Source organism: Methylorubrum salsuginis (assembly GCF_900114375.1).
Classification (GTDB): domain Bacteria; phylum Pseudomonadota; class Alphaproteobacteria; order Rhizobiales; family Beijerinckiaceae; genus Methylobacterium; species Methylobacterium salsuginis.
The window spans coordinates 74,464-95,144 of record NZ_FOSV01000017.1 but is presented as its reverse complement, the minus strand read 5'-3'; the positions used below and the strand labels follow the sequence as shown (position 1 = coordinate 95,144).

Genomic DNA, 20,681 nt, shown 5'->3' with positions numbered 1-20,681 from the left:
CCATGATGACCACCGGCTTCATCTCCAGCCTCAACCTGTGGAACGCGCCGCGCACCGGCGCCGCCCGGCTCCAGGGCGAGCTCGCCGACGCCACCCGCGAGATCGCCACGCTGCGCCATGCCGATATCGGCGCGACGCTGGGCGGCGGGGTCGCCGAGTCCTTCGGCCTGCGCCGCCAGAGCGCGGTGCTGGCGGCCCTCACCCAGAGCAACAGCGCGGCCTCGCTCCGGCTCGACGCGAGCCAGACCGCGCTCAAGGCGGTCCAGTCCGACGCCGACGCGATGCTCAAGGAACTGACCGGCCTGCCCGCCGACAAGCGCGCGGCGGCGATCGCCTCGACCTCGGCGGCCCGGCTCTCGACCCTGACCGCCGCCCTCAACACCAGCGTCGGCGGCCAGTTCGTGTTCGGCGGGACCGATACGGGCGCCGCGCCGCTGACCGCCTACGAGGGCAGCCCCGCCTCTCCCGCCAAAACGGCGGTGCAGGCCGCGCTGGCGGCCGCCTTCCCCACGGGCACGGCGAACGCTACCGCCGGCCAGATGACGGCCTTCCTCGACAACCTCCACGCAAGCCTGTTCGACGAGAACGGCTGGAGCCGGTTTTCGGGGGCCTCGAACCGCACCCTCGACAGCCGGATCTCGCTGACCGAGACCGCGACCACCTCGGCCTCGGCCAACGCGGCGCCCCTGCGCGACCTCGCCATGGCCTACGTGATCGGCTCCGGGATCGGCCTGTCGGGCTTCTCGGCCGACGCGCAGGCGGTGGCGACGGCGCGGATGAGCGACCTCCTCGGCAGCGCCAGCCGCGGCCTCGTGCAGATGCAGGCCGATCTCGGCCTCAGCCAGAGCCGGATCACCGAGGCCAATGCCAGGATGGAGAAGCAGACGGCGTTGTTCACCGCCCGGATCAACACCCTGGAGGGCGTCGATCCGGTGGAAGCCAAATCTCGCGTCGATGCGCTGACGACACAGATCCAGATGTCCTACGGGCTGACCTCGCAGCTGCGCCGTCTGAGTCTGATCAATTACGTTTCCTAAACGGTTTCTGTTCACATCTCGACCGAATTCATGGAGTATCGGCCCCGATGTACCGCCTGTCCTATTCCGAGATCTTGGAGGATGCGCCCGATCTCGGCCGCGAGCGCGAGCGCGAGGCCTTCGACCGGGCGATCGGTCTGCTCCGCTCGGCCGAAGCGCGCGGCCCCGCGGCCGTCGCCGAGCGCTCGGAGGCGGTCGGCTACGTCCAGAACCTGTGGAACCTGCTGGTGCGCGACCTGCTCGATCCCGAGAACGGCCTGCCCGAGGGGCTGCGCTCCGATCTCGTCTCGATCGGCATCTGGACCATGCGCGAGGCCGGCGAAGTCCTGAGCGCGCCCGAGCGCAGCCTTTCCGCGCTGATCGAGGTGAACGCCTCGATCCGCGACGGGCTGCGGTGAGGCACGCCATGCCCCGCGACGCCGCAAAGGTGGAGAGGCCCACCGCCCGCACCATGCACCTCAACCTGAGGGCGGGCGAGCGCGTCTACATCAACGGCGCCGTGGTGCGGGCCGACCGCAAGGTCTCGCTGGAGCTGATGAACGACGCGACCTTCCTCCTTGAAGGCCACGTCCTTCAGCCCGACGCGGCCACGACCCCGCTGCGCCAGCTCTACTTCGCCGCCCAGACCATGCTGATCGAGCCGGGCCAGGCCGACCTCGCCCGCACGGTCTACAGCACTCTGCAGGACGGAATCCTGGCCGCCACCGACGAGCCGGCGATCCTGGCCGGGCTGAAGGCGGCCAGCGGCCTCGTCGATGCCGGGCGCCCCTACGAGGCGCTCAAGGTGATCCGCGGACTCTACGCCGCCGAATCGGCCCTGATCGAGGGCGCCGGTCTCGAGGCCCCACCCCTCGCCCAAACCGCCGAGCCGCCTGCCGACACCCGCGCCCCCCGCTCCCCGGCGGAGCGCCCGCGGCGCCAGCCCCGTTCCCCCGACCCGAAGGCCGACACGATGGCGGCGAAGGTGATCCCATGAGCGTCGTCAACACCACGGTCCCGACCACCGGCGTCACCTCCACCACCGGCGCGGCCGCCAAGGCGGCCACCTCGGTCGCCTCCAAGATGAACGCCGACACCTTCCTGACCCTGCTGATGGCCCAGCTGCAGAATCAGGACCCGACCAAGCCGATGGATTCCACCGAGTATGTCGGCCAGCTCGCCACCTTCTCGCAGGTGGAACAGGCGACCAAGACCAACCAGAAGCTCGATTCGCTGCTCTCGGCGAGCTTCCTCGACCAAGCCGACGCCATCATCGGCCGCACCATCACCTCCGACGACGGCACGGTGTCGGGCATCGTCGAATCGGTGCGGGTGACGAGCGACGGCGCGGTGGCCAAGCTCAAGGACGGCCGGGAGATGCTCCTCGCCTCCGGCCTCTCGATCAGCTAATTCTCCAGAGTCTCGTTCCGCCTCGGCTTTTTTGGAAGCCGCGGCCCCCTTTCGGACCGACGCTTCATGAACGAGGTCGACGCCCTCGAACTGGTCCGCGCGGCGATCTGGACCGTGCTGATCGGCGCCGGTCCTTCCGTGGGCGCCGCGATGCTGATCGGCATCGTCGTGGCGCTGGTGCAGGCGCTGACGCAGATTCAGGAGGTGACGCTCACCTTCGTGCCGAAGATCGTCGCGATCCTGCTGGTGCTGCTCGTCACCGGCACCTTCGTCGGCGGCCAGATCCACGCCTTCGCCGAGATGACCTACGGCAAGATCGCGACCGGATTCTGAGGCGGCTGAAAAAGAGGGCGGGACCGGGCGGAAAAGCTGTCGAGACTTGAGCCGCCCGGTCCCTTCAAAGCCTCGACCTTGGGAAGGGCAAAAGCTTCGACTTTGGTCCATATCACGAATTCGGAACCGCCGTGAGCGCGATCACCGATTTGCCGCAATGCGTGTGCGGCCTGTTCACCGCTTTCAATGGCCAAGGTGGGCCAAGGGTTCCCGTTTCGCGTTCCCCTTGAGAGCTCGCAAGTGCGCCAGCGCCCTCGGTAGCGCCCGACCTATGCCGACAGGAACCGGGCGACCTGATCGCAGAAGAACGTCGGCTCCTCTTCGGGCACGAAATGCCCGCTCTCCTGCGCGATCACGCTTTCCAACTTCGTCGCGCGCGGGCGCATCGCGGCCGCGAGACGATTCCCGACGCTGTAGCGACCGCCGATCGTCAGCACGGGAATGTCGAGCTTACGCTCGCCGAACGACGCGATGAGTTCGGCATCCTGCGGCAGAGTCCGGTAGAGATTGAACCCGGCCGTCATGCCGCCCGACGTCGCGTAGTGCCGGGCATGCTCCGTGATCGCGGCTTCCGTCACCGCGTCCTTGCGATGCGACCATGTCCTGATCTGCGCGCGGATGTAGTCGCGCTCGCGACCCCGCGTAAGCATTTCGGGGAAGCCGGGCGCCATGTGGAAACCGTAATGCCACGCGCCTCCGTTCAAGGCGTCGCCGCTTTCGGTGCCGGGCACCGCGCAATCGACCAGGACGAGCCGCTCCACGCATTCGGGATGGAGGTAGGCCAGAGCCAGGGCGACCTTGCCGCCCATGTCGTGCCCGACGACGCGCGCCCGGCCCCCGGCTCTTTGGACGATGAGCGCCGCGATATCGGCGGCGAGCGTGCGCTTCTCGTAACCCGACGCGGTCCGCTCGGAGAGACCTATGCCGCGCAGATCGGGCGCGATGAGGGTGAAGCGGTCGGACAGCCGCTCCATCGTGTCGCGCCACGCATACCACGTCTGCGGCCACCCGTGCAGCAGGACCACCGGCGGGCCGCTCCCGGCCGTGACGGCATGCAGACGGACGCCGTTCGCGGCGACGAAGTGGCGGGTGCCGCCCGGGGGCAACAATGCGGCGTCCGTTCGATCTCGAGCCGGATCGGCGCTGGCCTGTCCGCGCGGCAGGAGAGCCCCGGCGGCCGCGCCGAGCAGCAGGGTTCGACGTCCTTGATTCATGTCCGCGCTCCGTCCGGTCTGACGGCACGAGTTTGCGGATTTGCGAGACCCCGCCTATCGGTGATGGGGGCATGGTTTCCATAACCGCAGGTTATCGATGAACACGGTGGCCGCGCTTCGGGTGTTCATCCGCGTCGTCGAGCGCGGTTCCATGACCGCCGCCGCCCGCGACCTCGGGATTTCCCAGCCTGCCGTCAGCAAGATCCTGCGCGAGTTGGAAGGGCACATGGGCACGCGCCTCCTGCATCGAAGCCCACGGGCGATGCAGCTCAGCGAGCCGGGTCGTCTCCTCTACGATGCGACGAGCGGCGCTTTGTCGACCATCGACGCCGCTATCGAGGATGTCCGGAACGGCGCCGGCTCGATCACGGGTGACCTGCACATCCATGGCCCGGTCTGCGTCGGTGAGCGGCATCTGAGCCGGATCGTGTTCGACTTTCAGAGCCGTCACCCCCAGTTGCGGGTGTCGCTGACGCTCGAGGATCGGGCGATCAATCTCATCGAGGACAACATCGACCTCGCTTTGTGTGTCGGGCGCCCCGAAGCGCAGAACCTGATCGCACGGCGCGTCGGAGCGAGCCGTCGCATACTGGTCGCAGCCCCCGACTACCTCGCGCGGCACGGAACGCCCGGCAACCATCTCGACCTCGTTCGCCACGGACTGATCGTCTCGACCACGATCCTGTCCAGACAAGGCACGATCACGCTGTGCCGCGGCCCCTCGACGACGGAGGTCCAGGTCCATCCGGTTCTTACGACCAACAACCCCCAGGTGCTGGTCGGGGCCCTCGAAGCGGGGCGCGGCATCGGAACGGCGCAGCACCTGCTCGTTGCCGATCACTTGGCATCGGGGCGCCTCGTCCGCGCCCTGCCGCAGGACGAAGTCGAGGCGAGCGAACTTTTTCTGACCTACGCCTCCGCCAAGTTCCTGAGGCCGGTCGTCCGTGCGTTCATCGACTTTCTGATCCCGGAACTACGACGGATCGACGGGATCGTCTGACCGCACCTGGGAGGACCCATCCCCGCGCAAGCTTCCTCCGCCATCACGGCCCCATGATGCGGGAAGCGGTGTCGTCATGGCGGTGAGCGAGGCGCTCGTCCTGGAGAAGAAGTCGCGGCGGGATTTCGGCTTCGCGGCCGGCATCGTCGCGATCCTGGCGGTTCTGTTCCTGCCGGTGCCCGCCGTCCTGATCGACGTCGGGCTCGCCTTCTCGATCGCGCTCTCCGTGCTGATCCTGATGGTGGCGCTCTGGATTCAGAAGCCCCTCGAATTCTCCGCCTTCCCGACCGTGCTGCTGATCGCCACGCTGTTGCGGCTGGCCCTCGGCATCGCCACCACGCGGCTGATCCTGGCCAACGGTCAGAAGGGCGTGGACGCCGCCGGCCACGTCATCCAGGGCTTCTCCCAATTCGTGATGAGCGGCGATTTCGTCATCGGAATCGTCGTCTTCGTGATCCTGATCACGGTCAACTTCCTCGTCATCACCAAGGGCGCGACCCGTATCGCCGAGGTCGGCGCCCGCTTCACGCTGGATGCCATCCCCGGCAAGCAGATGGCGATCGACGCCGACCTCAATGCCGGGTTGATCGACGACAAGGAGGCGCAGCGCCGCCGCCGGGAGCTCGAAGAGGAATCGGCCTTCTTCGGCTCGATGGACGGCGCCTCTAAATTCGTGCGCGGCGAGGCGGTGGCCTCGCTCATCGTCATCGCGGTCAACGTGTTCGGCGGCGTCATCATCGGCACGACGCGCCACGGCATGCCGCTGGGCCAGGCCGCGGACGTGTTCGTGAAGCTGTCCGTCGGCGACGGCCTCGTCTCGCAGATCCCGGCGCTCATCGTCTCGCTCGCCGCCGGCCTCCTCGTGTCGAAGGGCGGCACCCGCGGCACCGCGGAAGAGGCGGTGATGGGCCAGCTCGGCGCCTATCCCCGCGCCCTGATGGTCGCGGCCGCGCTCATGCTGATGTTCGCGCTGGTCCCCGGCCTGCCGTTCCTGCCCTTCGTCGCCCTGTCCGGCCTGATGGGCTTCGTCGCCATCACCATCCCGAAGCGCCGCGCCGCCCAGGCCGCGCTCGCCGCGGCGAAGGCCCGGCAAGAGGCCGAGACGAAGCAGGCCGAGGTGAAGGATTCGGTCAAGGAGCAGCTCAAGACGCCGGAGATCGAGCTGTGCCTCGGCCGTCAGGTCTCGGCGCAGATCCAGACCAGCCACGCCGAATTGCAGCACCGCGTCGCCAAGATGCGCCGCAAGTTCGCGCGCCAGTACGGCTTCGTCGTCCCCGAGATCAAACTCACCGACAGCCTGACCCTGCCGCCGAAGAGCTATCAGATCCGCATCCACGGCACCGCGACGGCGACGCAGGAGATGCGGCCGGGCGAGCTTCTGGTCGTCGTCGGCGAGGGGCCGCGCCCCGACGTGCCCGGCGAGGAGGTGCGCGAGCCCGCCTTCGGCATGAAGGCGCTCTGGGTGGTCGATGCCTATGCCGGCGAGGTGCGCCGCTCCGGTTTCGAGGCCATCGACGGCGCGTCCGTGCTGCTGACCCACCTCTCGGAGGTGATCCGCAACAACCTGCCCCAGTTCCTGTCCTACAAGGACATGCGCGCCCTGCTCGACCGGCTCGACCCGGAATACAAGCGCCTGCTCGACGAGATCAGCCCGTCCCAGATCTCGCATTCCGGCCTTCAGGCGGTGTTGAAGCTGCTCTTGTCCGAGCGGGTCTCGATCCGCAACCTGCACCTGATCCTGGAGGCGGTGGCCGAGATCACCCCGCATGCCCGCCGCGCCGAGCAGATCGCCGAGCATGTGCGGATGCGCGTGGCGCAACAGATCTGCGGCGATCTGGCCGAGGACGGCACGCTCCACGTGCTCAGGCTCGGCGCCAACTGGGATCTCACCTTCCACCAGAGCCTCAAGCGCGACGCCAAGGGCGAGGTGATCGAGTTCGACATCGATCCGCGCCTCGTCGAGCAGTTCGGCACCGAGGCCGGCACCGCGATCCGCGACCGGATGCGGCAGGTCCACAGCTTCGCCCTCGTCACCGCGCCCGATGCCCGGCCCTATGTCCGCATGATCATCGAGCGCATCTTCCCGACCCTGCCGGTGCTCTCGCATCTCGAGATCGCCCGCGGCGTCGAGATCAAGTCGCTGGGCACCATTTCGTGATCCCGCTCGCCGGCAGCCTGCTCGGCGGGGATGCGGCGCTCGCCACCTTCCTGATCTTCTGCCGCGTCGGCGCCTGCCTGCTGATCGTGCCGGGCCTGTCGAGCCCGCGGGTGCCGGCGCAGGTCCGCCTGATGATCGCGGGCGGCGTCTCGCTCGCGGTGACGCCGCTGCTGCTGCCGCTGTTCCAGGCGAAGGTCTCGGGCCAGGCGCCGACCGAGACGCTCGCCTGGATCGCCAGCGAGACCTTCACCGGGCTGCTGATCGGGCTTCTGGGCCGCATCTTCGTCTTCGTGCTGGAAACCGTGATGAACGCGACCTCGACCATGGTCGGCTTCGGCTCCATGCCGGGCACCCCGGTGGAGGGCACCGACGCGATCCCGGCGGTCGAATCGTTCATTGTCTTCTCGGCCGTCGCCCTGATGTTCGCCGCCGACCTGCACTGGGAGCTGTTTCGCGGGCTGATCGATTCCTATTCCCGCATCCCGCCGGGCGAGGGCCTCGGCACCCAGACCGCGCTCGTTCGCCTCACCGACCAGATCGGCGAGGCCTTCGCGCTCTCGCTCAGGATCGCCGCCCCGTTCGTGATCTACGCGGTGGCGGTCAACCTCGCGGCGGGTTTCGTGAACAAGCTCACGCCGACGATTCCCGTCTACTTCGTGGCCACGCCCTTCATCATGTTCGGCGCGCTGATCCTGCTCTACGCGGTCGCGGGCGAGTTCATGACGCAGTTCCTCGCGGGCTACGCGCAATGGCTGAGGCGGGGCTGAACCGTGGCGGCAACCGGAGACCTGGCGAAACGCCTCAAGCGCGCCGAGCGGCTGACCGCCGTGCAGGAGCAGATGCGCCGCGCCGCTGAGTGGCAGCTCGCCGCGATCCGCCGCGACGCGGAGGCCGTCGAGCAGGATCGGGCAGCGTTGTTGAGTGCTCTCGGCGGCGACAGCCACGGCCACCTGTTCCTGGAGGCCGCCAACCGCCGCCTGCGGGCGCTGGCCTCCCGCGCCACCGAACTCGAGCAGGCCGCCGCCCGGCAGAGCGACGATGTCCGCGAGAAAGGTCTCGCGCAGAAACGGGCCGAACTCGGCGCCGAGCGCGTCGGCGAGCTGCTGCGGCGCGAGCGCGAGCGGGTCGAGGGTATCGAGCGCCTCGACGGGCTGGCCCAGCGCAGGGACGCAAGCCTCCCGTAAGCCAGGGGCTTTAAGATCTCGGCAATACAGGTGGCGAACCGCGATCGCCGCCCCCCGTCAGGACCGGCCTCGCGATGAGCATCACCCCTCCCTCCGACATCGTCATGGACGTCGCTCGCGCCGCCGATCCGGCTCGCTATCAGGAGGCGGCGGCCAAGCTGTCTCAGCCGGGCGACCCGGCCGCCTTCGCGAGTGCCGCGGCCGACGCCGCCCGCGATGCCGGCTACAGCCTGCACATGCCGATCGACGCCCGCGGCGCGCTGACCAGCCTCAAGAACGACACCACGCTGAAGGGCGGTGCCGATCCCTACCGCAAGTTCGAGGGGCAGGTGCTGGCTCAATTCATCGAGACGATGCTGCCGGACAAGTCCGAGGCCGTCTACGGTAAGGGCAACACCGGCAACCTGTGGAAGTCGATGCTCGCCGACCAGATCGGCCAGCAGATCGCCAAGTCCGGCGGCATCGGCATCGCCCGGATGCTGGAGAACGCCAAACCCAACACGGTGCCGAATCTGCCCGCCGCGGCGACGGGCGTGGCCGGAAAGGTCTGACGATGCTGCTCGATTCCCTCAAGCGCCTGGAAGCCACGATCGAGGCCGAGACCGAGGCGCTCGACACCAACGCCGAGATCGATCTGGAGGCGGTCAACCGCGCCAAGAGCCAGAGCCTGCTCGAACTCACGCGCCTTGCCCGCACGGTCTCGGCCGAGGAGATCGACGCCACCACCGGCATCGTGCTGGCGCGCCTCCACGACAAGCTCGCCCGCAATCAGGTGGCGGTCGCCCGGCATCTGCGGGCGGTGGAGGAGATCGGCGACACGCTGGCGGCGACCCTGCGGGCGGCTGAGTCCGACGGCACCTACTCGGCGCGGATCGGGCGCTGACGGGTCATGAAAGTCCTCGTCACCGGCCTGTGGATCTGCGCCGTCACCATCGCCTCCTGCTACGCGGCGGTGACCTTCGGCGGCGGCTTTTTTTCCAAGCCGACCGAGCCTTACTTGGAAGGCCTGCAATATCAAAAACTCGCGCCGATCAACATTCCGATGGTGGCGGACGGCAAGGTCCAGGGCTACGTCATCGCCGTGCTGGTCTTCACGGCGGATGCCAAGCTGATGCACACCCTGCCGGTGCCCCCCAATAGCTTCGTGGTCGACGAAGCCTTCCGCCAGATCTACGGCGACCCGACGATCGATTTCCGAAAGCTAGCCCGCTACGACATCAACGCCCGGCTCGCGCAGATCCGCGCCAAGGTCAACGAGCGCCTCGGTTCCGACGTGGTCAAGGACGTGCTGGTGGACGAGCTGAACTTCGTCGCCAAGCGCGAGGTGCGTTCGTAACCGCTCCGCCGTCGTTCCGGGGCCGCGCAGCGGAACCCGGAATCCATCCGTGACGCGGCGGATGGAAATGGTGTCGCGGCCAGTCGCGGATTGCACGCCTTCGGCGCGCCCGGGAACGACGGCGTGATGAGAGGAAGCCGCGCGCAGCGCGCCGGTGCGTTGCGTGCTTGGACTCGGAAGCCAGTCATCGGCGTGCTAGCCCGGCTGGAAACCGTCACGCCGCGCGGCAGCCCATGGCTCTTCTCACCTTCGACGATCTCAAGCCCGGCCAGAAATACAAGGCCGGCCCGGTCACCGTCACCCGCGAGGCGATGATCGCCTTCGCCCGCGAGTACGATCCGCAGCCCTTCCACCTCGACGAGGCGGCGGCGAAGGAGACCTTCGTCGGCACGCTGATCGGCTCCGGCTGGCAGACGGCGGCCGTCGGCATGCGGCTCCTCGCCGAGGCGCTGGTCTCGCGGGCGACCTCCATGGGCTCGCCGGGCATCGATCGCCTGCGCTGGCTCAAGCCGGTGCTGCCGGGCGACGCGCTCTCGGCGACGATTCGGGTCGAGGAGACCCGTGCCTCCGCCTCGAAGCCCGACCGCGGCATCGCCCGCCTGTCGATGACGCTGACCGATGCCGGCGGCGAGGCGGTGATGACGCAGGCCTTCGCCGTGATGTTCGCCCGCGCCGGGGCGACCCCGGAGCCGCGCCCCGTCGTAGTGGACACCGCCTCCGCACCCCGCCCGGAGGCGCAGGACGCCGAGACGTTTCCCTATCTGGGCGAGGCCGAGATCGGCCGGGTTCGGCCGCTCGGCGCCCACCGCTTCGAGGCGGACGCCATCGTGGCCTTCGCCCGGCAATACGATCCGCAAGTCTTCCATCTCGATCCCGAGGCCGCGCGGGCCACGCATTTCGGCGCGCTCTGCGCCTCCGGCTGGCAGACGGCGGCCGTGTGGATGAAGCGGCTGCACGCCACCTTCGCCCGCGACATCGCGCTCACCGCCCGCTCCGGCCCGGTGCCGCAGCTCGGGCCGTCGCCCGGCTTCAAGGACATGCGCTGGCTGCGTCCAGTCTATGCGGGCGACACTCTGAGCTATGCCTGCCGCTTGACCGACCGGCGCGCCTCGGCCTCGCGCCCCGGCTGGGGCATCGCCACCCACCACAACACCGCGCATAACCAGCGGGGCGAACCGGTCTTCGAGTTCACCGGCTCGGTGTTCTGGCAATGGGCTCCGCCGCGCTGAGGGCGAGCAATGTCTCGATCAGCGGATGAGCCGAATCCGTCACGGCGAGTCCGCGGGTGGCGAGGATCAGGTCGGGGGCTTCCGGCGGCTCGTAGGGCGCCGAGATGCCGGTGAAGTTCGGGATCGCACCCGCGCGGGCCTTGTCGTAGAGCCCCTTCGGATCGCGCGCCTCGCAGACCGACAGCGGCGTATCGATGAACACCTCGAGGAACGGCACGTCGCCGGCGATGTCCCGCGCCGTCTGCCGCTCGGTCCGGAACGGTGAGATCAGCGAGACGATCACGACGAGGCCGGCCTCCGCCATCAGCCGGGCGGTCTCGGCGGCGCGGCGGATGTTCTCGACCCGGTCGGCGGCGGTGAAGCCGAGATCGCGGTTGAGCCCGTGGCGCAGGTTGTCGCCGTCGAGGACCATGGTGTGGCGCCCGGCTTCCGTCAGGGCGCGGTCGACGGCATCGGCGATGGTCGATTTGCCGGCTCCCGACAGGCCGGTGAACCACGCGATCACCGGCCGTTGGCCCATCCGCTGCCAGCGCCGCTCGCGCGGCTGAAGCGTCTGCCAAGTGACGTTGGAGGCGACGTTGGAGGCGAGGTCGGAAGCCATGATCTCCGGGGCGACCTTCGGCTTGCGGTTCGGTACGGCCAAGCGGATCGTCCTCCGGCGAATGGCGTTCGGAGCAGAATGCCCTATTTGCGCCCGCTCGACAAAGGATGTCGTCGCCCAACTGCCGCGCCTCGGCCGGCCCCTTCTTCCCCGCACCGGAGCCCGCGCTTTCGCGGAGTTCGTAGAAACAGACGCATGGCGCCCCTGTTCTTCATTCACTTGCCGAAAACCGGCGGCACCAGCCTGCGCCACGCGGCGGCGCAGATCTTTCCGGCCGACAAGCTGCTGATGGCCTACGGGCGCGACGCCAAGACCACGAGCCCGTTCGCCAACCGGATCATGCATTACAGCCCGGAGATGCCGATCGAGCAGAAGCTCGTGGCGCTGGCGACCCATGTCGTCGAGAACGACATCGCCTTCTTCTCCAGCCACATGAGCGCGGCCTACCTGCCCTGTTACGACCCGGCCCGCGCCTTCGCGCTGTTCCGCCCGGTGCCCGATCAGGTTCTGTCCTACTACGCCTTCCAGAAGGCGCAGGGGCGTACCTCGGAGAGCTTCGAGGCATTCACCGAGAAGCCGGAGAACCGGAACATCCAGTCGAAGTCGTTCGGCATCGCCGATTTGGAGACGGTCGGCGTCGTCGGCATCCTGTCGGACTACGACCGCTTCGTCGCACGCCTCAACGAGCGCTTCGGCACGACCTTCCCGGTGCTTCACCGCAACAAGCGCTCGATCGTCAGCCGGCTGACCGGGCCGACGCTGGACGATGCGGCGCGGGCGCGGCTGGAGGCGCTGAACCCGGAGGATGTGGAGCTTTACCGCCGCGCCGAGGCGCGCTGGCGGCGGGATATGGGGGAATAATCGCTCAGACGATACCGAGCGCCGCCGCAGTTTCGGTGACGCGATGAGCGTGGTGCGCATCCCCTTTCCCCGCACGCAGGGAGAGGGGATGCGCGGTCGCCTCCGCGACTACCCCAGCACCTTATCCAGCGTGATCGGCATCTTCCGCACCCGCACGCCGGTGGCGTGATACACCGCGTTGGCGATGGCGCCGGCGGTGCCGGTGATGCCGATCTCGCCCACGCCCTTGATGCCGAGCGGGTTCACGTGCGGATCGTGCTCCTCCACGAGGATCGCCTCGATCGAGGGCACGTCGGCGTTCACGGGCACGTGGTACTCGCCGAGATTGGGGTTCATCACCCGGCCCGAGCGGGGATCGACCACGGCGTTCTCGTGCAGCGCGAACGACACGCCCCAGATCATGCCACCGTAATACTGACTGGTGACGAGGCGCGGGTTGACGATGCGGCCGGCGGCGAAGGCGCCGACGAGGCGCGTCACCCGGATCTGGCCGAGATCGGGATCGACCGTGACCTCGGCGAAGACCGCGCCGTGGGCGTGCATGGCATAGGACTCACGCGAGGCCGGATCGGGCGCGCCCTTCCCCGAAGCCGAGATCGAATCCTTTCCGGCTCGCGCCAGGATGTCGGAGAAGGATTCGGCTCGGCTCTCGTCGTCGCGGCGGATCAGGCGCCCGCCGGCTGCGTAGACGCCGGCATTGCCGGCACCGAAGAGCGGAGAGCGTTCGTCGCCGGTGGCGAGATCCGACAGCTGCGCCAGCACGGCGGCCGCCGCCGAATGGATCGCCGCGCCGGCGGTCGCGGTGTGGGCCGACCCGCCGGCGATGCCGCCGTTCGGCAGGTCCGACGATCCGCTCCGGAAGTCGAGCTGGTCGAGGTCGATCCCGAGGCCGTCGGCGCCGATCTGGGCGAGCGCCGTCCAGGCGCCCTGCCCCATGTCGTGGGCGCCGATCGCCACCGTGCCGGAGCCGTCGGCGCGGATTTCGGCGCGGGCCTCCGCCTGCATCATCAGGGCCGGGAACAGGGCGGTGCCGACGCCCCAGCCGACGAGGCGACCGGCCGCGTCGCGCATGGAGCGCGGCGCCGAGGAGCGCCGCTCCCAGCCGAAGCGGGCCGCGCCCTGCTCGTAGCATTCGCGCAGGGCCTTCGAGGAGAACGGCCGCTCCGAGATCGGCTCGGCCTCGGCGTAGTTGGCGAAGCGGAACGCGAGCGGATCCATGCCGCAGGCCTCCGCCATCTCGTCGATGGCGGCTTCCAGCGCCGCGCTGCCCGAGGCTTCGCCGGGGGCGCGCATGAACAGCGGCGTGCCGGTATCGAGCCGCACGCCGGAATGCGTGGTGGCGAGCGCGGGCGCCTTGTAGAGGTAGCGTGAGAGGGCGCTGGCCGGCTCGTAGAAGTCGTCGAAGCTGCTGGTGGCGGTGAGCGTGTGGTGGTCGAGGGCGGTCAGCGCGCCCGATCCGTCGGTGCCGAGACGGAGCGTCTGGCGCGTCTCGGCCCGGTGGCCGACGGGTCCGAACATCTGCTCGCGCCGCAGCACCAGCTTCACCGGCCGACCCACATGCTTGGCCGCCATGACGCCGAGCACCTGGGGCCCGGAGAGGAAGCCCTTCGAGCCGAAGCCGCCGCCGAGGAAGGGCGAGCGCACCAGGATGTTCTTCGGATCGATGCCGAACAGGCCGGCGAGCCGCATCGTCGCCATCGCCATGCCCTGGCTCGGCGTATCGACGGTGAGCCGGTCCCCGTCCCACTGCGCCACGATGGCGTGGGGCTCCATGGCGTTGTGGTACTGCGCAGGCGTCTCGTAGACCGCCTCGATCCGGCGCTCGGCGTTCGCCAGCCCCGCTTCCACGTCGCCCTTGGTCGCGGCGGTCTTGTCGCCCGCCCCCACCGCCTGCGGCTTATGGGCTTCCGCCGTGTCGAGGCCGATGCGCGGTGCCTCGATCTCGTAGCGCGGCGCCAGCAGCTCGGCGCCCTCGGTCGCGGCCTCCAGAGTCTGCGCGATCACCACCGCGATCGGCTGGTGGGCGTAGCGGACGCGGTCGTTCTGCAGGAGGTCGAGCCGGAAGGTGAAGGGGTCGTTCTTGGCGTCCGGGTCGGCGGCGAGCTTGGGGGCGTTGCCCGGGACCATCACGTCGACCACGCCCGGATGGGCTTTCGCCGCCGCGACATCGAGATGGGTGACGCGGCCCCGGGCGATGCGGCTCACCGCGATGACCGCGTGCAGCATGCCTTCGGGCCGATTATCGGCCGCAAAAGTAGCGCCACCGGTCACTTTCAAAAAACCGTCGCGGCGGGTGAGCGGCTGGCCGATGCTCGACCCGTGCCGGGCCTGCTCATAGGCGATGTCAGGCATGGAGCGTCTCCTCGAAGGCGGAGGCCGGCAGGGCGGGCATGCGTTCCGGCGTGCCCGCGGCGGCGCGGACGAGCGTGCGGACGATGAGGCGGCGGGCGAGTTCGATCTTGAAGGCGTTGTCGCCGGAGGGTTTTGCCGACGCCAAGGCCGCGTCGGCGGCTTGGCGGAAGGTCGTCTCGTTCGGTTCGGCGCCGGCGAGCACGCGTTCCGCCTCCCGAGCCCGCCAGGGCTTGAGGGCGACGCCGCCGAGCGCGAGGCGGCCTTCCGCGATGCGCCCCTGGTCGAGCCGCAGCGAGGCTGCCGCCGAGACCACCGCAAAGGCGTAGGAGGTGCGGTCGCGGATCTTCAGGTAGCGCGAATGCCCGGAGAAGGCGGCGGCCTCGTCTGGCAGGCGGACCGCCACGATCAGTTCGCCCGGTTCCAGCACGGTCTCGCGCTCGGGCGCGTCGTCCGGCAGGCGGTGGAAAGCTTCGAGCGGCACGGTCCGCGGCCCGTCCCTTCCGGCGATCTCCACGACGGCGTCGAGGGCCACCAGCGGCACGCAGAAGTCCGAGGGGTGGGTGGCGATGCAGTGTTCGCTCCAGCCGAGCACGGCGTGCAGCCGCGTCTCGCCGCCTTGCGCCTCGCAGCCCGCGCCGGGCTGGCGCTTGTTGCAGGCGCTGGCCGGGTCGTAGAAGTAAGGGCAGCGGGTGCGCTGCATCAGGTTGCCGGCGACGGTTGCGGCGTTGCGCAGCTGAGCGGAGGCGCCCGACAGCAGCGCCTCGGCCACCGAGGGGTGGGCGCGGGCGAAGCCGCTATCGTAGGCCAGATCGCTGTTGCGCACGAGCGCGCCCACGCGGAATCCGCCCTCGGGCAGGCGCTCGATCCGGTCGAGATCGGGCAGATGGGTGACGTCGACGAGGCGGGTGGGCCGGGTGACGCCGCCCTTCATCAGGTCGAGCAGGTTGGTGCCGGCGGCGAGATAGGCCGCGCCCGGCGCGGAGGCCGCCGCCACCGCCTCGGCGACGGTCGAGGCGCGGACGTAGTCGAAGCGGTTCACGCGGCCTCTCCCTGCTGCTCGCTCGCCATCTTGGCCTGCGCGTCGAGCACGGCCTGCGTGATGCCGATATAGGCGCCGCAGCGGCAGAGGTTGCCGCTCATCGCCTCGCGCACGCGCTCGGGATCGTCGCCCGCATGGCCCTCGCGGATCAGGCCGACCGCGCTCATGATCTGGCCCGGCGTGCAGAAGCCGCACTGGAACCCGTCATGGGCGATGAAGGCGGCCTGGACCGGATGCAGAGCGTCGCCCTGCGCCAGCCCCTCGATGGTGGTGATCTCGGCGCCGTCGAGGCTGACCGCGAGGCTGAGGCAGGAATTCACCCGGCGCCCGTTCACCAGAACGGTGCAGGCGCCGCACTGGCCGCGGTCGCAGCCCTTCTTCGAGCCGGTCAGCCCGAGGCGCTCGCGCAGGAGATCGAGGAGGGTGACGCGGGGATCGTCGAGGGCGATGTCGTGCCGCGTCCCGTTGATGCTGAGCGACAGGGACAGGCTGGATGGTGCTTCCACGGGCGGGCTCCCACTCTGGAAGCGTTTCAATTAGCCCCTGGGACCCGCCCGGCCAGTGCGATGCGAAACGGTCGCAGCGTGTCAGCGCGGTTTGGCGGCCTCTTTCTCCTTCAGGAACCGCTCCATGAAGGCGATTTCCGCGTCCTGCGAGCGGACGATGTCCTCGGCGAGCTTGCGGATTTCGGGGTTCTTCGAGTGCTCCAACGCGACCTTCGCCATGGCGACCGCGCCGCGATGGTGCGGGATCATTCCGCGCACGAAATCGACATCGACATCGCCGGTGTAGCGGATCGCCATCTCCTCGTGCATTCGGGCATCGGCCTCGCGGAAGGCGCGGGTGGCCGGTGTCTCGCCCGCGGATGGCTTGGTTCCGTGGTCGTGATGGTGGTGCGAACCTTGCGCGAAGGCGAGGCTCGCGAGCCCGCAGGCGGCGGTCAGGGCGGCGAGGATCGGCAGGGTCTTCATCGTGTCTCCCGTGTTGGCGGCGGGCTCAATGCCGCCGCGCGGCGATCATCCGCAAGCCCTCCTTCGGCCTGAGCGTCACCCGGTGCAGCGGCGTCACCGGCGGATGGTCCGGCGGCAGGGTGAGGCGCACCGAGCGGACCACGTGGGCCAGCACCAGCGTCGCCTCCTGCAGCGAGAAGCTCTGGCCGATGCAGATGCGCGGTCCGGCCCCGAACGGCAGGTAGGAGAAGCGCCGCACGGCGTCCCGTCGCTCACCGAGGAACCGGTCGGGGATGAAGGCGTCGGGCGCCTCCCACAGTTTCTTGTGCCGCCCGAGCACGTATGGGGCGATGATGACGGTGGAGTTGCGCGGAATCTTCACCCGCCCGATCCGGTCGTCGCGCAGGGCCTGACGGCTGAGGAACGGCACCGGCGGAAACAGCCGCATGGTCTCCTCCATCACCGCCTTGGCGAAGGGCAGTTTTTCGAGCGCCATCGTCCCGTCTTCGGCAAGCGCCGAGTCGGCCTCCGCTTCGAGGCGATCCCGCACGCCTTCGTCCTGCGAGACGCAGTAGAGCGCCCAGGTGAGCGCGTTGGCGGTGGTCTCGTGGCCGGCGGCGATGAAGGTGACGATGTTGGCCTTCACCTCCAAATCGGAGAGGCCCTTGCCGGATTCCGGGTCCTGGGCGGCGAGCAACAGGGTCATCAGGTCGTGGGGCGCCTCGCCGCGGGCGAGCGCGGCCTTGCGCCGGTCCAAGAGCTCATCGACGACTTCGGCGAAGTAGCGCAAAGCCGGACGCGCCTTCAGCCGTCCGAGGCGGGGCACGAAGCCCGGCACGCCGAACACGTCGAGCGGGTCGATCGGCCCGATCGATTCGAGGAGCCGCGTCAGCGCCCGCCCGAGGGCGTCCGGGTCCCCCGGAAGCCCCTGCGTGAAGATCGTCCGTTCCAGCACATCGAGGGTCGTGCGGGTCATCTCCAGCACCACATCGACGCCGGCCCCATCCCGCCGTGCGAGGCGCTTGGCGACGCGGGACCCCGCCGCATCCATCTGTGCGGTAAAGCCCGCGACGTGGCGGGCGGAGAAGATCGGCGCCATGGTGCGCCGCTGCAGGCGCCACTCGTCGCCCTCCGCGGTGAGCAGGCCGTTGCCGAGGCCCGGCGCCAGGACGCGGCGCTGGAGATCGTCCTTACGGTAATTGGCGCCGTTCTCGACCAGCAGGTAGCGCACGAGGTCGGGGTCGCTCACCACGGTGATGCGCCCCATCGCGCCCTCGCCCGCGACGACGAACTCCTCGAAATGCGCCTGCATCCACGTGGCGATGGGGTTCTCGCGCACCGCCTTGAGGAAGGCGAACAGGCCGAGCGGCCGGGTCAGCGGCGGCGGCACCTTCGGGCGGAACGGCGCTCGCGCCGTCAGAAGAGCCGTGTCCTGCATCGGCACTCAAAACCTTCACGGTGACGGTGAAGAAATTGCGTCACGCTCCCTCGCGGGGCGCCATCGCGCTCAAGCCTCGGCTTCGTTAAGTAGGGGCCGATCCGAGCCAACGAAGAGGCCACGATGTCGCCGCACGAGTCCCCAGCCGCCGAGTCCCGCGTCGAGACCCGCACGGAATCCGACACCTTCGGCCCGATCGAGGTGCCGGCCCACCGCTACTGGGGCGCGCAGACCCAGCGCTCGATCCAGAACTTCAAGATCGGCACCGAGCGCCAGCCGGCGCCGCTGGTCCACGCGCTCGGCATCGTGAAGCAAGCGGCCGCCTTGGTGAACAAGGATCTCGGCGGACTCGACGCCAAGGTCGCCGACGCCATCGCCGAATCCGCCGCCGAGGTCGTCGCGGGTAAGCACGACGACGAGTTCCCGCTGGTGGTCTGGCAGACCGGTTCGGGCACCCAGTCCAATATGAACGCCAACGAGGTCATCGCCAGCCTCGCCAACGAGCGGCTGGGCGGCAAGCGCGGCGGCAAATCGCCGGTCCATCCCAACGACCATTGCAACCGCGGCCAGTCCTCCAACGACACCTTCCCGACCGCCATGCACATCGCGGTCGCCCGCGAGGTCTCGGGCCGGCTGATGCCAGCCCTCACCCACCTGCACGGGGCGCTCGACGCCAAGGCGAAGGCGTTCGAGGGCATCGTCAAGATCGGCCGCACCCACCTCCAGGACGCGACCCCGGTCTCGCTCGGTCAGGAATTCTCAGGGTATGCCGCGCAGGTGGCGCTCGGCGGTTCCCGGATCGCCGCGACGCTGCCGGGCGTGCTGGCGCTGGCGCAGGGCGGCACCGCCGTCGGCACCGGCCTGAACGCGCATCCCGAATTCGCCGAGCGTTTCGCCGCCAAGGTCGCGGAACTGACCGGGCTGCCCTTCACCTCCGCCGACAACAAGTTCGAGGCGCTCGCCACCCACGACGCCCTCGTCTTCCTCCAGGGCGCGCTCTCGGCGCTGGCGTCCGGCCTGTTCAAGATCGCCAACGACATCCGTCTGCTGGGTTCGGGCCCGCGCTCGGGCCTCGGCGAACTCTCGCTGCCGGAGAACGAGCCCGGCTCCTCGATCATGCCGGGCAAGGTCAACCCGACCCAGTGCGAGGCGCTGACGATGGTCTGCGCGCAGGTCATCGGCAACGGCACCACGGTCAGCTTTGCCGGCTCCCAGGGCCATTTCGAGCTCAACGTGTTCAAGCCGGTGATCGCCAACGCGGTGCTGCAATCGGTGCGTCTGCTGGCGGATGCCGCAGTCAGCTTCACCGATAACTGCGTCGTCGGCATCAAGGCCAACGAGGACAAGATCGCCGACCTGATGAGCCGCTCGCTGATGCTGGTGACGGCGCTCGCCCCCTCGATCGGCTACGACAAGGCCGCCGAGATCGCCAAGACCGCGCACAAGAACGGCACCACCCTGAAGGAGGAGGCGCTGCGGCTCGGCTACGTCACGGACGAGGAGTTCGAGCGCGTGGTGCGGCCCGAAACCATGCTGGCGCCCGGCGCGGAATAGGCGCAAACTCCTGTTTCGGCGCGGGTTTCCAGCCCGCGCCGACACCCTGGCGGAGGACGATTCGGTGGCCGAGATCATCAACCTGCGGCAGGTGCGCAAGGCCCGCGAGAAGGCCGAGCGCGAGGCCAAGGCCGCCGAGAACCGCGTGCTGTTCGGCCGCCCGAAGAAGGCCAAGACGCTCGCCGAGACCCGCAAGGCGATCGAGGCCTCCCGCCATGAGGGCCACCGCCTGACCGATCCTGACAAGGAATGAGCGACGGGCGGCCCGCGCCGGAGGGCGTCACTAAGCGCTCGGTGATGATCGCGGGCCACCGCACCAGCGTCTCGCTGGAGGCGGAGTTCTGGGAGGCGCTCCAGGGGATCGCGCGGGCGGAAGGCCTCTCGGTGCAGGCGCTGATCGGTCGCATCGATGCGGAGCGGGCCGGGCGCAACCTGTCCTCGGCGATCCGCGTGCACGTGCTGCGCACGGTGCAGGAACAGACCGAGGGCTAGGTTCTCGTGTCGTATCGGCTTTTTCTAAAAACCGGCGGCCATCTTTTGCGCCGATGTCCGAGGGCTGAAACTCAACCAGCCTGACCGTGCCAAGAACTGCTTTCGACATGTTGCGGGCCTCGCGAGCTTTGGCCATGTAGCCAAAACGGCGCGCTGTCGCCTGATGCGGAGGTTAGAATCATGGTCGTCGAGCGCCATGTTAGCCCGGACGGTGTGCTTGACTTGGTCATCGAGCGCCTCGACGACGGCGTGATCCTGATTGGGTTTGTGGGGTACGAGTGGCACACCCACCCCAACCTCCTCGACCGCGATGAAGGGGCCACGGACGACGCCGCTTTGAGCGCCTACATCGACCGCTTGCTGAATGGCGTCGCCGTCGTCGGCATTCGGCGCAGGGGCGGTACAATCGTGGACGCCTGGATCATGGATGACCCCGCGTCTGAGGCGGATACATTCCAAGACGACGAGACTCTGGAGATGCGTTACTGGGACGGCCGCCCATGGTCTGCTTGAG

The 20,681-nt window shown here is 69.1% G+C and carries 25 protein-coding genes; 18 read left to right on the top strand and 7 right to left on the bottom strand.

The genetic code is table 11. The annotated features are described in order from the left end of the window. The first annotated feature begins 2 nt into the window (after positions 1-2). The 5 genes from BM140_RS18395 to BM140_RS18375 all read left to right on the top strand — a co-directional run bounded on the left by BM140_RS18395 (position 3) and on the right by BM140_RS18375 (position 2,759). Positions 3-1,037, top strand: coding sequence for a flagellar hook-associated family protein (locus tag BM140_RS18395; RefSeq protein ID WP_091949784.1), 1,035 nt, complete (start codon positions 3-5; stop codon positions 1,035-1,037). Between the two features lie 47 nt (positions 1,038-1,084). Beyond that, positions 1,085-1,435 carry a flagellar biosynthesis regulator FlaF gene (gene flaF, locus BM140_RS18390; RefSeq protein ID WP_091949782.1) on the top strand — a complete coding sequence of 117 codons (351 nt, stop codon included), beginning with the start codon at positions 1,085-1,087 and terminating at the stop codon, positions 1,433-1,435. Positions 1,436-1,488: 53 nt separating this feature from the next. Beyond that, a complete protein-coding gene (gene flbT, locus BM140_RS18385) occupies positions 1,489-2,013 on the top strand; it encodes a flagellar biosynthesis repressor FlbT (RefSeq protein ID WP_091949815.1) in 525 nt (174 codons plus the stop codon). Then, entirely contained in the window at positions 2,010-2,426 is a 417-nt protein-coding gene (gene flgD / locus BM140_RS18380) for a flagellar hook assembly protein FlgD (RefSeq protein WP_091949780.1), read from the top strand. The genes flbT and flgD overlap by 4 nt, the downstream gene beginning before the upstream one ends. A 66-nt stretch (positions 2,427-2,492) precedes the next feature. Further along, a complete protein-coding gene (locus BM140_RS18375; protein WP_091949778.1) occupies positions 2,493-2,759 on the top strand; it encodes a flagellar biosynthetic protein FliQ in 267 nt (88 codons plus the stop codon). A gap of 269 nt (positions 2,760-3,028) precedes the next feature. Here BM140_RS18375 and BM140_RS18370 read toward each other — a convergent pair whose 3' ends face one another. Beyond that, positions 3,029-3,973, bottom strand: coding sequence for an alpha/beta fold hydrolase (locus BM140_RS18370; protein ID WP_091949775.1), 945 nt, complete (start codon positions 3,971-3,973; stop codon positions 3,029-3,031). Between the two features lie 97 nt (positions 3,974-4,070). Between BM140_RS18370 and BM140_RS18365 the strand changes: the two genes are divergently transcribed. The 8 genes from BM140_RS18365 (at position 4,071) to BM140_RS18330 (ending at position 10,880) form a co-directional block, all read left to right on the top strand. Next, complete coding sequence (locus BM140_RS18365; protein ID WP_091949772.1) at positions 4,071-4,973, top strand: LysR family transcriptional regulator; 903 nt, start codon at positions 4,071-4,073, stop codon at positions 4,971-4,973. Positions 4,974-5,049: 76 nt separating this feature from the next. After that, positions 5,050-7,131, top strand: coding sequence for a flagellar biosynthesis protein FlhA (gene flhA, locus BM140_RS18360; protein ID WP_091949768.1), 2,082 nt, complete (start codon positions 5,050-5,052; stop codon positions 7,129-7,131). Continuing rightward, positions 7,128-7,898 (top strand): flagellar biosynthesis protein FliR, encoded by a 771-nt coding sequence (gene fliR / locus BM140_RS18355; RefSeq protein ID WP_091949765.1) that lies wholly within the window; start codon positions 7,128-7,130, stop codon positions 7,896-7,898. Before flhA ends, fliR begins: the two co-directional genes overlap by 4 nt. A 3-nt stretch (positions 7,899-7,901) precedes the next feature. Beyond that, positions 7,902-8,315 (top strand): hypothetical protein, encoded by a 414-nt coding sequence (locus tag BM140_RS18350; protein ID WP_091949762.1) that lies wholly within the window; start codon positions 7,902-7,904, stop codon positions 8,313-8,315. A gap of 74 nt (positions 8,316-8,389) precedes the next feature. Further along, the gene (locus BM140_RS18345; protein WP_091949759.1) at positions 8,390-8,866 is read left to right on the top strand and encodes a rod-binding protein; all 477 of its coding nucleotides are present in this window, start codon (positions 8,390-8,392) and stop codon (positions 8,864-8,866) included. Positions 8,867-8,868: 2 nt separating this feature from the next. After that, positions 8,869-9,198 carry a flagellar protein FlgN gene (locus BM140_RS18340; protein WP_091949756.1) on the top strand — a complete coding sequence of 110 codons (330 nt, stop codon included), beginning with the start codon at positions 8,869-8,871 and terminating at the stop codon, positions 9,196-9,198. Positions 9,199-9,204: 6 nt separating this feature from the next. Beyond that, complete coding sequence (locus BM140_RS18335) at positions 9,205-9,651, top strand: hypothetical protein (protein WP_091949753.1); 447 nt, start codon at positions 9,205-9,207, stop codon at positions 9,649-9,651. A gap of 233 nt (positions 9,652-9,884) precedes the next feature. Then, positions 9,885-10,880 carry a MaoC family dehydratase gene (locus BM140_RS18330; RefSeq protein WP_091949748.1) on the top strand — a complete coding sequence of 332 codons (996 nt, stop codon included), beginning with the start codon at positions 9,885-9,887 and terminating at the stop codon, positions 10,878-10,880. On the opposite strand, the gene cysC is transcribed toward BM140_RS18330, so the two are convergent. Beyond that, positions 10,840-11,481 carry an adenylyl-sulfate kinase gene (cysC, locus tag BM140_RS18325; protein WP_091949813.1) on the bottom strand — a complete coding sequence of 214 codons (642 nt, stop codon included), beginning with the start codon at positions 11,479-11,481 and terminating at the stop codon, positions 10,840-10,842. The genes BM140_RS18330 and cysC overlap by 41 nt on opposite strands. Before the next feature lie 195 nt (positions 11,482-11,676). Between cysC and BM140_RS18320 the strand changes: the two genes are divergently transcribed. Continuing rightward, positions 11,677-12,342 (top strand): hypothetical protein, encoded by a 666-nt coding sequence (locus tag BM140_RS18320; protein WP_091949746.1) that lies wholly within the window; start codon positions 11,677-11,679, stop codon positions 12,340-12,342. Positions 12,343-12,450: 108 nt separating this feature from the next. Here BM140_RS18320 and BM140_RS18315 read toward each other — a convergent pair whose 3' ends face one another. From BM140_RS18315 to BM140_RS18295, 5 genes are all read right to left on the bottom strand, one after another. After that, positions 12,451-14,694 carry a xanthine dehydrogenase family protein molybdopterin-binding subunit gene (locus tag BM140_RS18315; protein ID WP_091949742.1) on the bottom strand — a complete coding sequence of 748 codons (2,244 nt, stop codon included), beginning with the start codon at positions 14,692-14,694 and terminating at the stop codon, positions 12,451-12,453. Next, positions 14,687-15,733, bottom strand: a complete 1,047-nt coding sequence (locus BM140_RS18310) for an FAD binding domain-containing protein (RefSeq protein ID WP_091949739.1) — start codon at positions 15,731-15,733, stop codon at positions 14,687-14,689. Before BM140_RS18310 ends, BM140_RS18315 begins: the two co-directional genes overlap by 8 nt. Beyond that, a complete protein-coding gene (locus BM140_RS18305) occupies positions 15,730-16,221 on the bottom strand; it encodes a (2Fe-2S)-binding protein (RefSeq protein WP_091949811.1) in 492 nt (163 codons plus the stop codon). The genes BM140_RS18310 and BM140_RS18305 overlap by 4 nt, the downstream gene beginning before the upstream one ends. Positions 16,222-16,320: 99 nt before the next feature. Further along, positions 16,321-16,704 carry a CopM family metallochaperone gene (gene copM, locus BM140_RS18300; protein ID WP_091949736.1) on the bottom strand — a complete coding sequence of 128 codons (384 nt, stop codon included), beginning with the start codon at positions 16,702-16,704 and terminating at the stop codon, positions 16,321-16,323. 25 nt (positions 16,705-16,729) lie between these two features. After that, positions 16,730-18,121 (bottom strand): cytochrome P450, encoded by a 1,392-nt coding sequence (locus BM140_RS18295; RefSeq protein WP_091949733.1) that lies wholly within the window; start codon positions 18,119-18,121, stop codon positions 16,730-16,732. Between the two features lie 123 nt (positions 18,122-18,244). Here BM140_RS18295 and fumC point away from each other — a divergent pair, with 123 nt between their 5' ends. The 4 genes from fumC (at position 18,245) to BM140_RS18275 (ending at position 20,680) form a co-directional block, all read left to right on the top strand. Next, positions 18,245-19,675 carry a class II fumarate hydratase gene (fumC, locus tag BM140_RS18290; RefSeq protein WP_091949730.1) on the top strand — a complete coding sequence of 477 codons (1,431 nt, stop codon included), beginning with the start codon at positions 18,245-18,247 and terminating at the stop codon, positions 19,673-19,675. Positions 19,676-19,739: 64 nt separating this feature from the next. Then, entirely contained in the window at positions 19,740-19,928 is a 189-nt protein-coding gene (locus BM140_RS18285) for a DUF4169 family protein (RefSeq protein WP_091949728.1), read from the top strand. Further along, entirely contained in the window at positions 19,925-20,167 is a 243-nt protein-coding gene (locus BM140_RS18280; protein WP_091949726.1) for a ribbon-helix-helix domain-containing protein, read from the top strand. The genes BM140_RS18285 and BM140_RS18280 overlap by 4 nt, the downstream gene beginning before the upstream one ends. A gap of 180 nt (positions 20,168-20,347) precedes the next feature. Beyond that, complete coding sequence (locus BM140_RS18275; protein WP_091949723.1) at positions 20,348-20,680, top strand: hypothetical protein; 333 nt, start codon at positions 20,348-20,350, stop codon at positions 20,678-20,680. Position 20,681: the final 1 nt, after the last annotated feature.

Excerpts from the sequence above, each read along its gene's own strand:
- BM140_RS18395 (WP_091949784.1), top strand. The coding sequence starts at position 3 with ATGATGACCACCGGCTTCATCTCCAGCCTCAACCTGTGGAACGCGCCG.
- flaF (WP_091949782.1), top strand. The coding sequence starts at position 1,085 with ATGTACCGCCTGTCCTATTCCGAGATCTTGGAGGATGCGCCCGATCTC.
- flbT (WP_091949815.1), top strand. The coding sequence starts at position 1,489 with ATGCACCTCAACCTGAGGGCGGGCGAGCGCGTCTACATCAACGGCGCC.
- flgD (WP_091949780.1), top strand. The coding sequence starts at position 2,010 with ATGAGCGTCGTCAACACCACGGTCCCGACCACCGGCGTCACCTCCACC.
- BM140_RS18375 (WP_091949778.1), top strand. The coding sequence starts at position 2,493 with ATGAACGAGGTCGACGCCCTCGAACTGGTCCGCGCGGCGATCTGGACC.
- BM140_RS18370 (WP_091949775.1), bottom strand. The coding sequence starts at position 3,973 with ATGAATCAAGGACGTCGAACCCTGCTGCTCGGCGCGGCCGCCGGGGCT.
- BM140_RS18365 (WP_091949772.1), top strand. The coding sequence starts at position 4,071 with ATGAACACGGTGGCCGCGCTTCGGGTGTTCATCCGCGTCGTCGAGCGC.
- flhA (WP_091949768.1), top strand. The coding sequence starts at position 5,050 with ATGGCGGTGAGCGAGGCGCTCGTCCTGGAGAAGAAGTCGCGGCGGGAT.
- BM140_RS18345 (WP_091949759.1), top strand. The coding sequence starts at position 8,390 with ATGAGCATCACCCCTCCCTCCGACATCGTCATGGACGTCGCTCGCGCC.
- BM140_RS18340 (WP_091949756.1), top strand. The coding sequence starts at position 8,869 with ATGCTGCTCGATTCCCTCAAGCGCCTGGAAGCCACGATCGAGGCCGAG.
- BM140_RS18335 (WP_091949753.1), top strand. The coding sequence starts at position 9,205 with ATGAAAGTCCTCGTCACCGGCCTGTGGATCTGCGCCGTCACCATCGCC.
- BM140_RS18330 (WP_091949748.1), top strand. The coding sequence starts at position 9,885 with ATGGCTCTTCTCACCTTCGACGATCTCAAGCCCGGCCAGAAATACAAG.
- cysC (WP_091949813.1), bottom strand. The coding sequence starts at position 11,481 with ATGGCTTCCGACCTCGCCTCCAACGTCGCCTCCAACGTCACTTGGCAG.
- BM140_RS18320 (WP_091949746.1), top strand. The coding sequence starts at position 11,677 with ATGGCGCCCCTGTTCTTCATTCACTTGCCGAAAACCGGCGGCACCAGC.
- BM140_RS18315 (WP_091949742.1), bottom strand. The coding sequence starts at position 14,694 with ATGCCTGACATCGCCTATGAGCAGGCCCGGCACGGGTCGAGCATCGGC.
- copM (WP_091949736.1), bottom strand. The coding sequence starts at position 16,704 with ATGAAGACCCTGCCGATCCTCGCCGCCCTGACCGCCGCCTGCGGGCTC.
- BM140_RS18295 (WP_091949733.1), bottom strand. The coding sequence starts at position 18,121 with ATGCAGGACACGGCTCTTCTGACGGCGCGAGCGCCGTTCCGCCCGAAG.
- fumC (WP_091949730.1), top strand. The coding sequence starts at position 18,245 with ATGTCGCCGCACGAGTCCCCAGCCGCCGAGTCCCGCGTCGAGACCCGC.
- BM140_RS18280 (WP_091949726.1), top strand. The coding sequence starts at position 19,925 with ATGAGCGACGGGCGGCCCGCGCCGGAGGGCGTCACTAAGCGCTCGGTG.
- BM140_RS18275 (WP_091949723.1), top strand. The coding sequence starts at position 20,348 with ATGGTCGTCGAGCGCCATGTTAGCCCGGACGGTGTGCTTGACTTGGTC.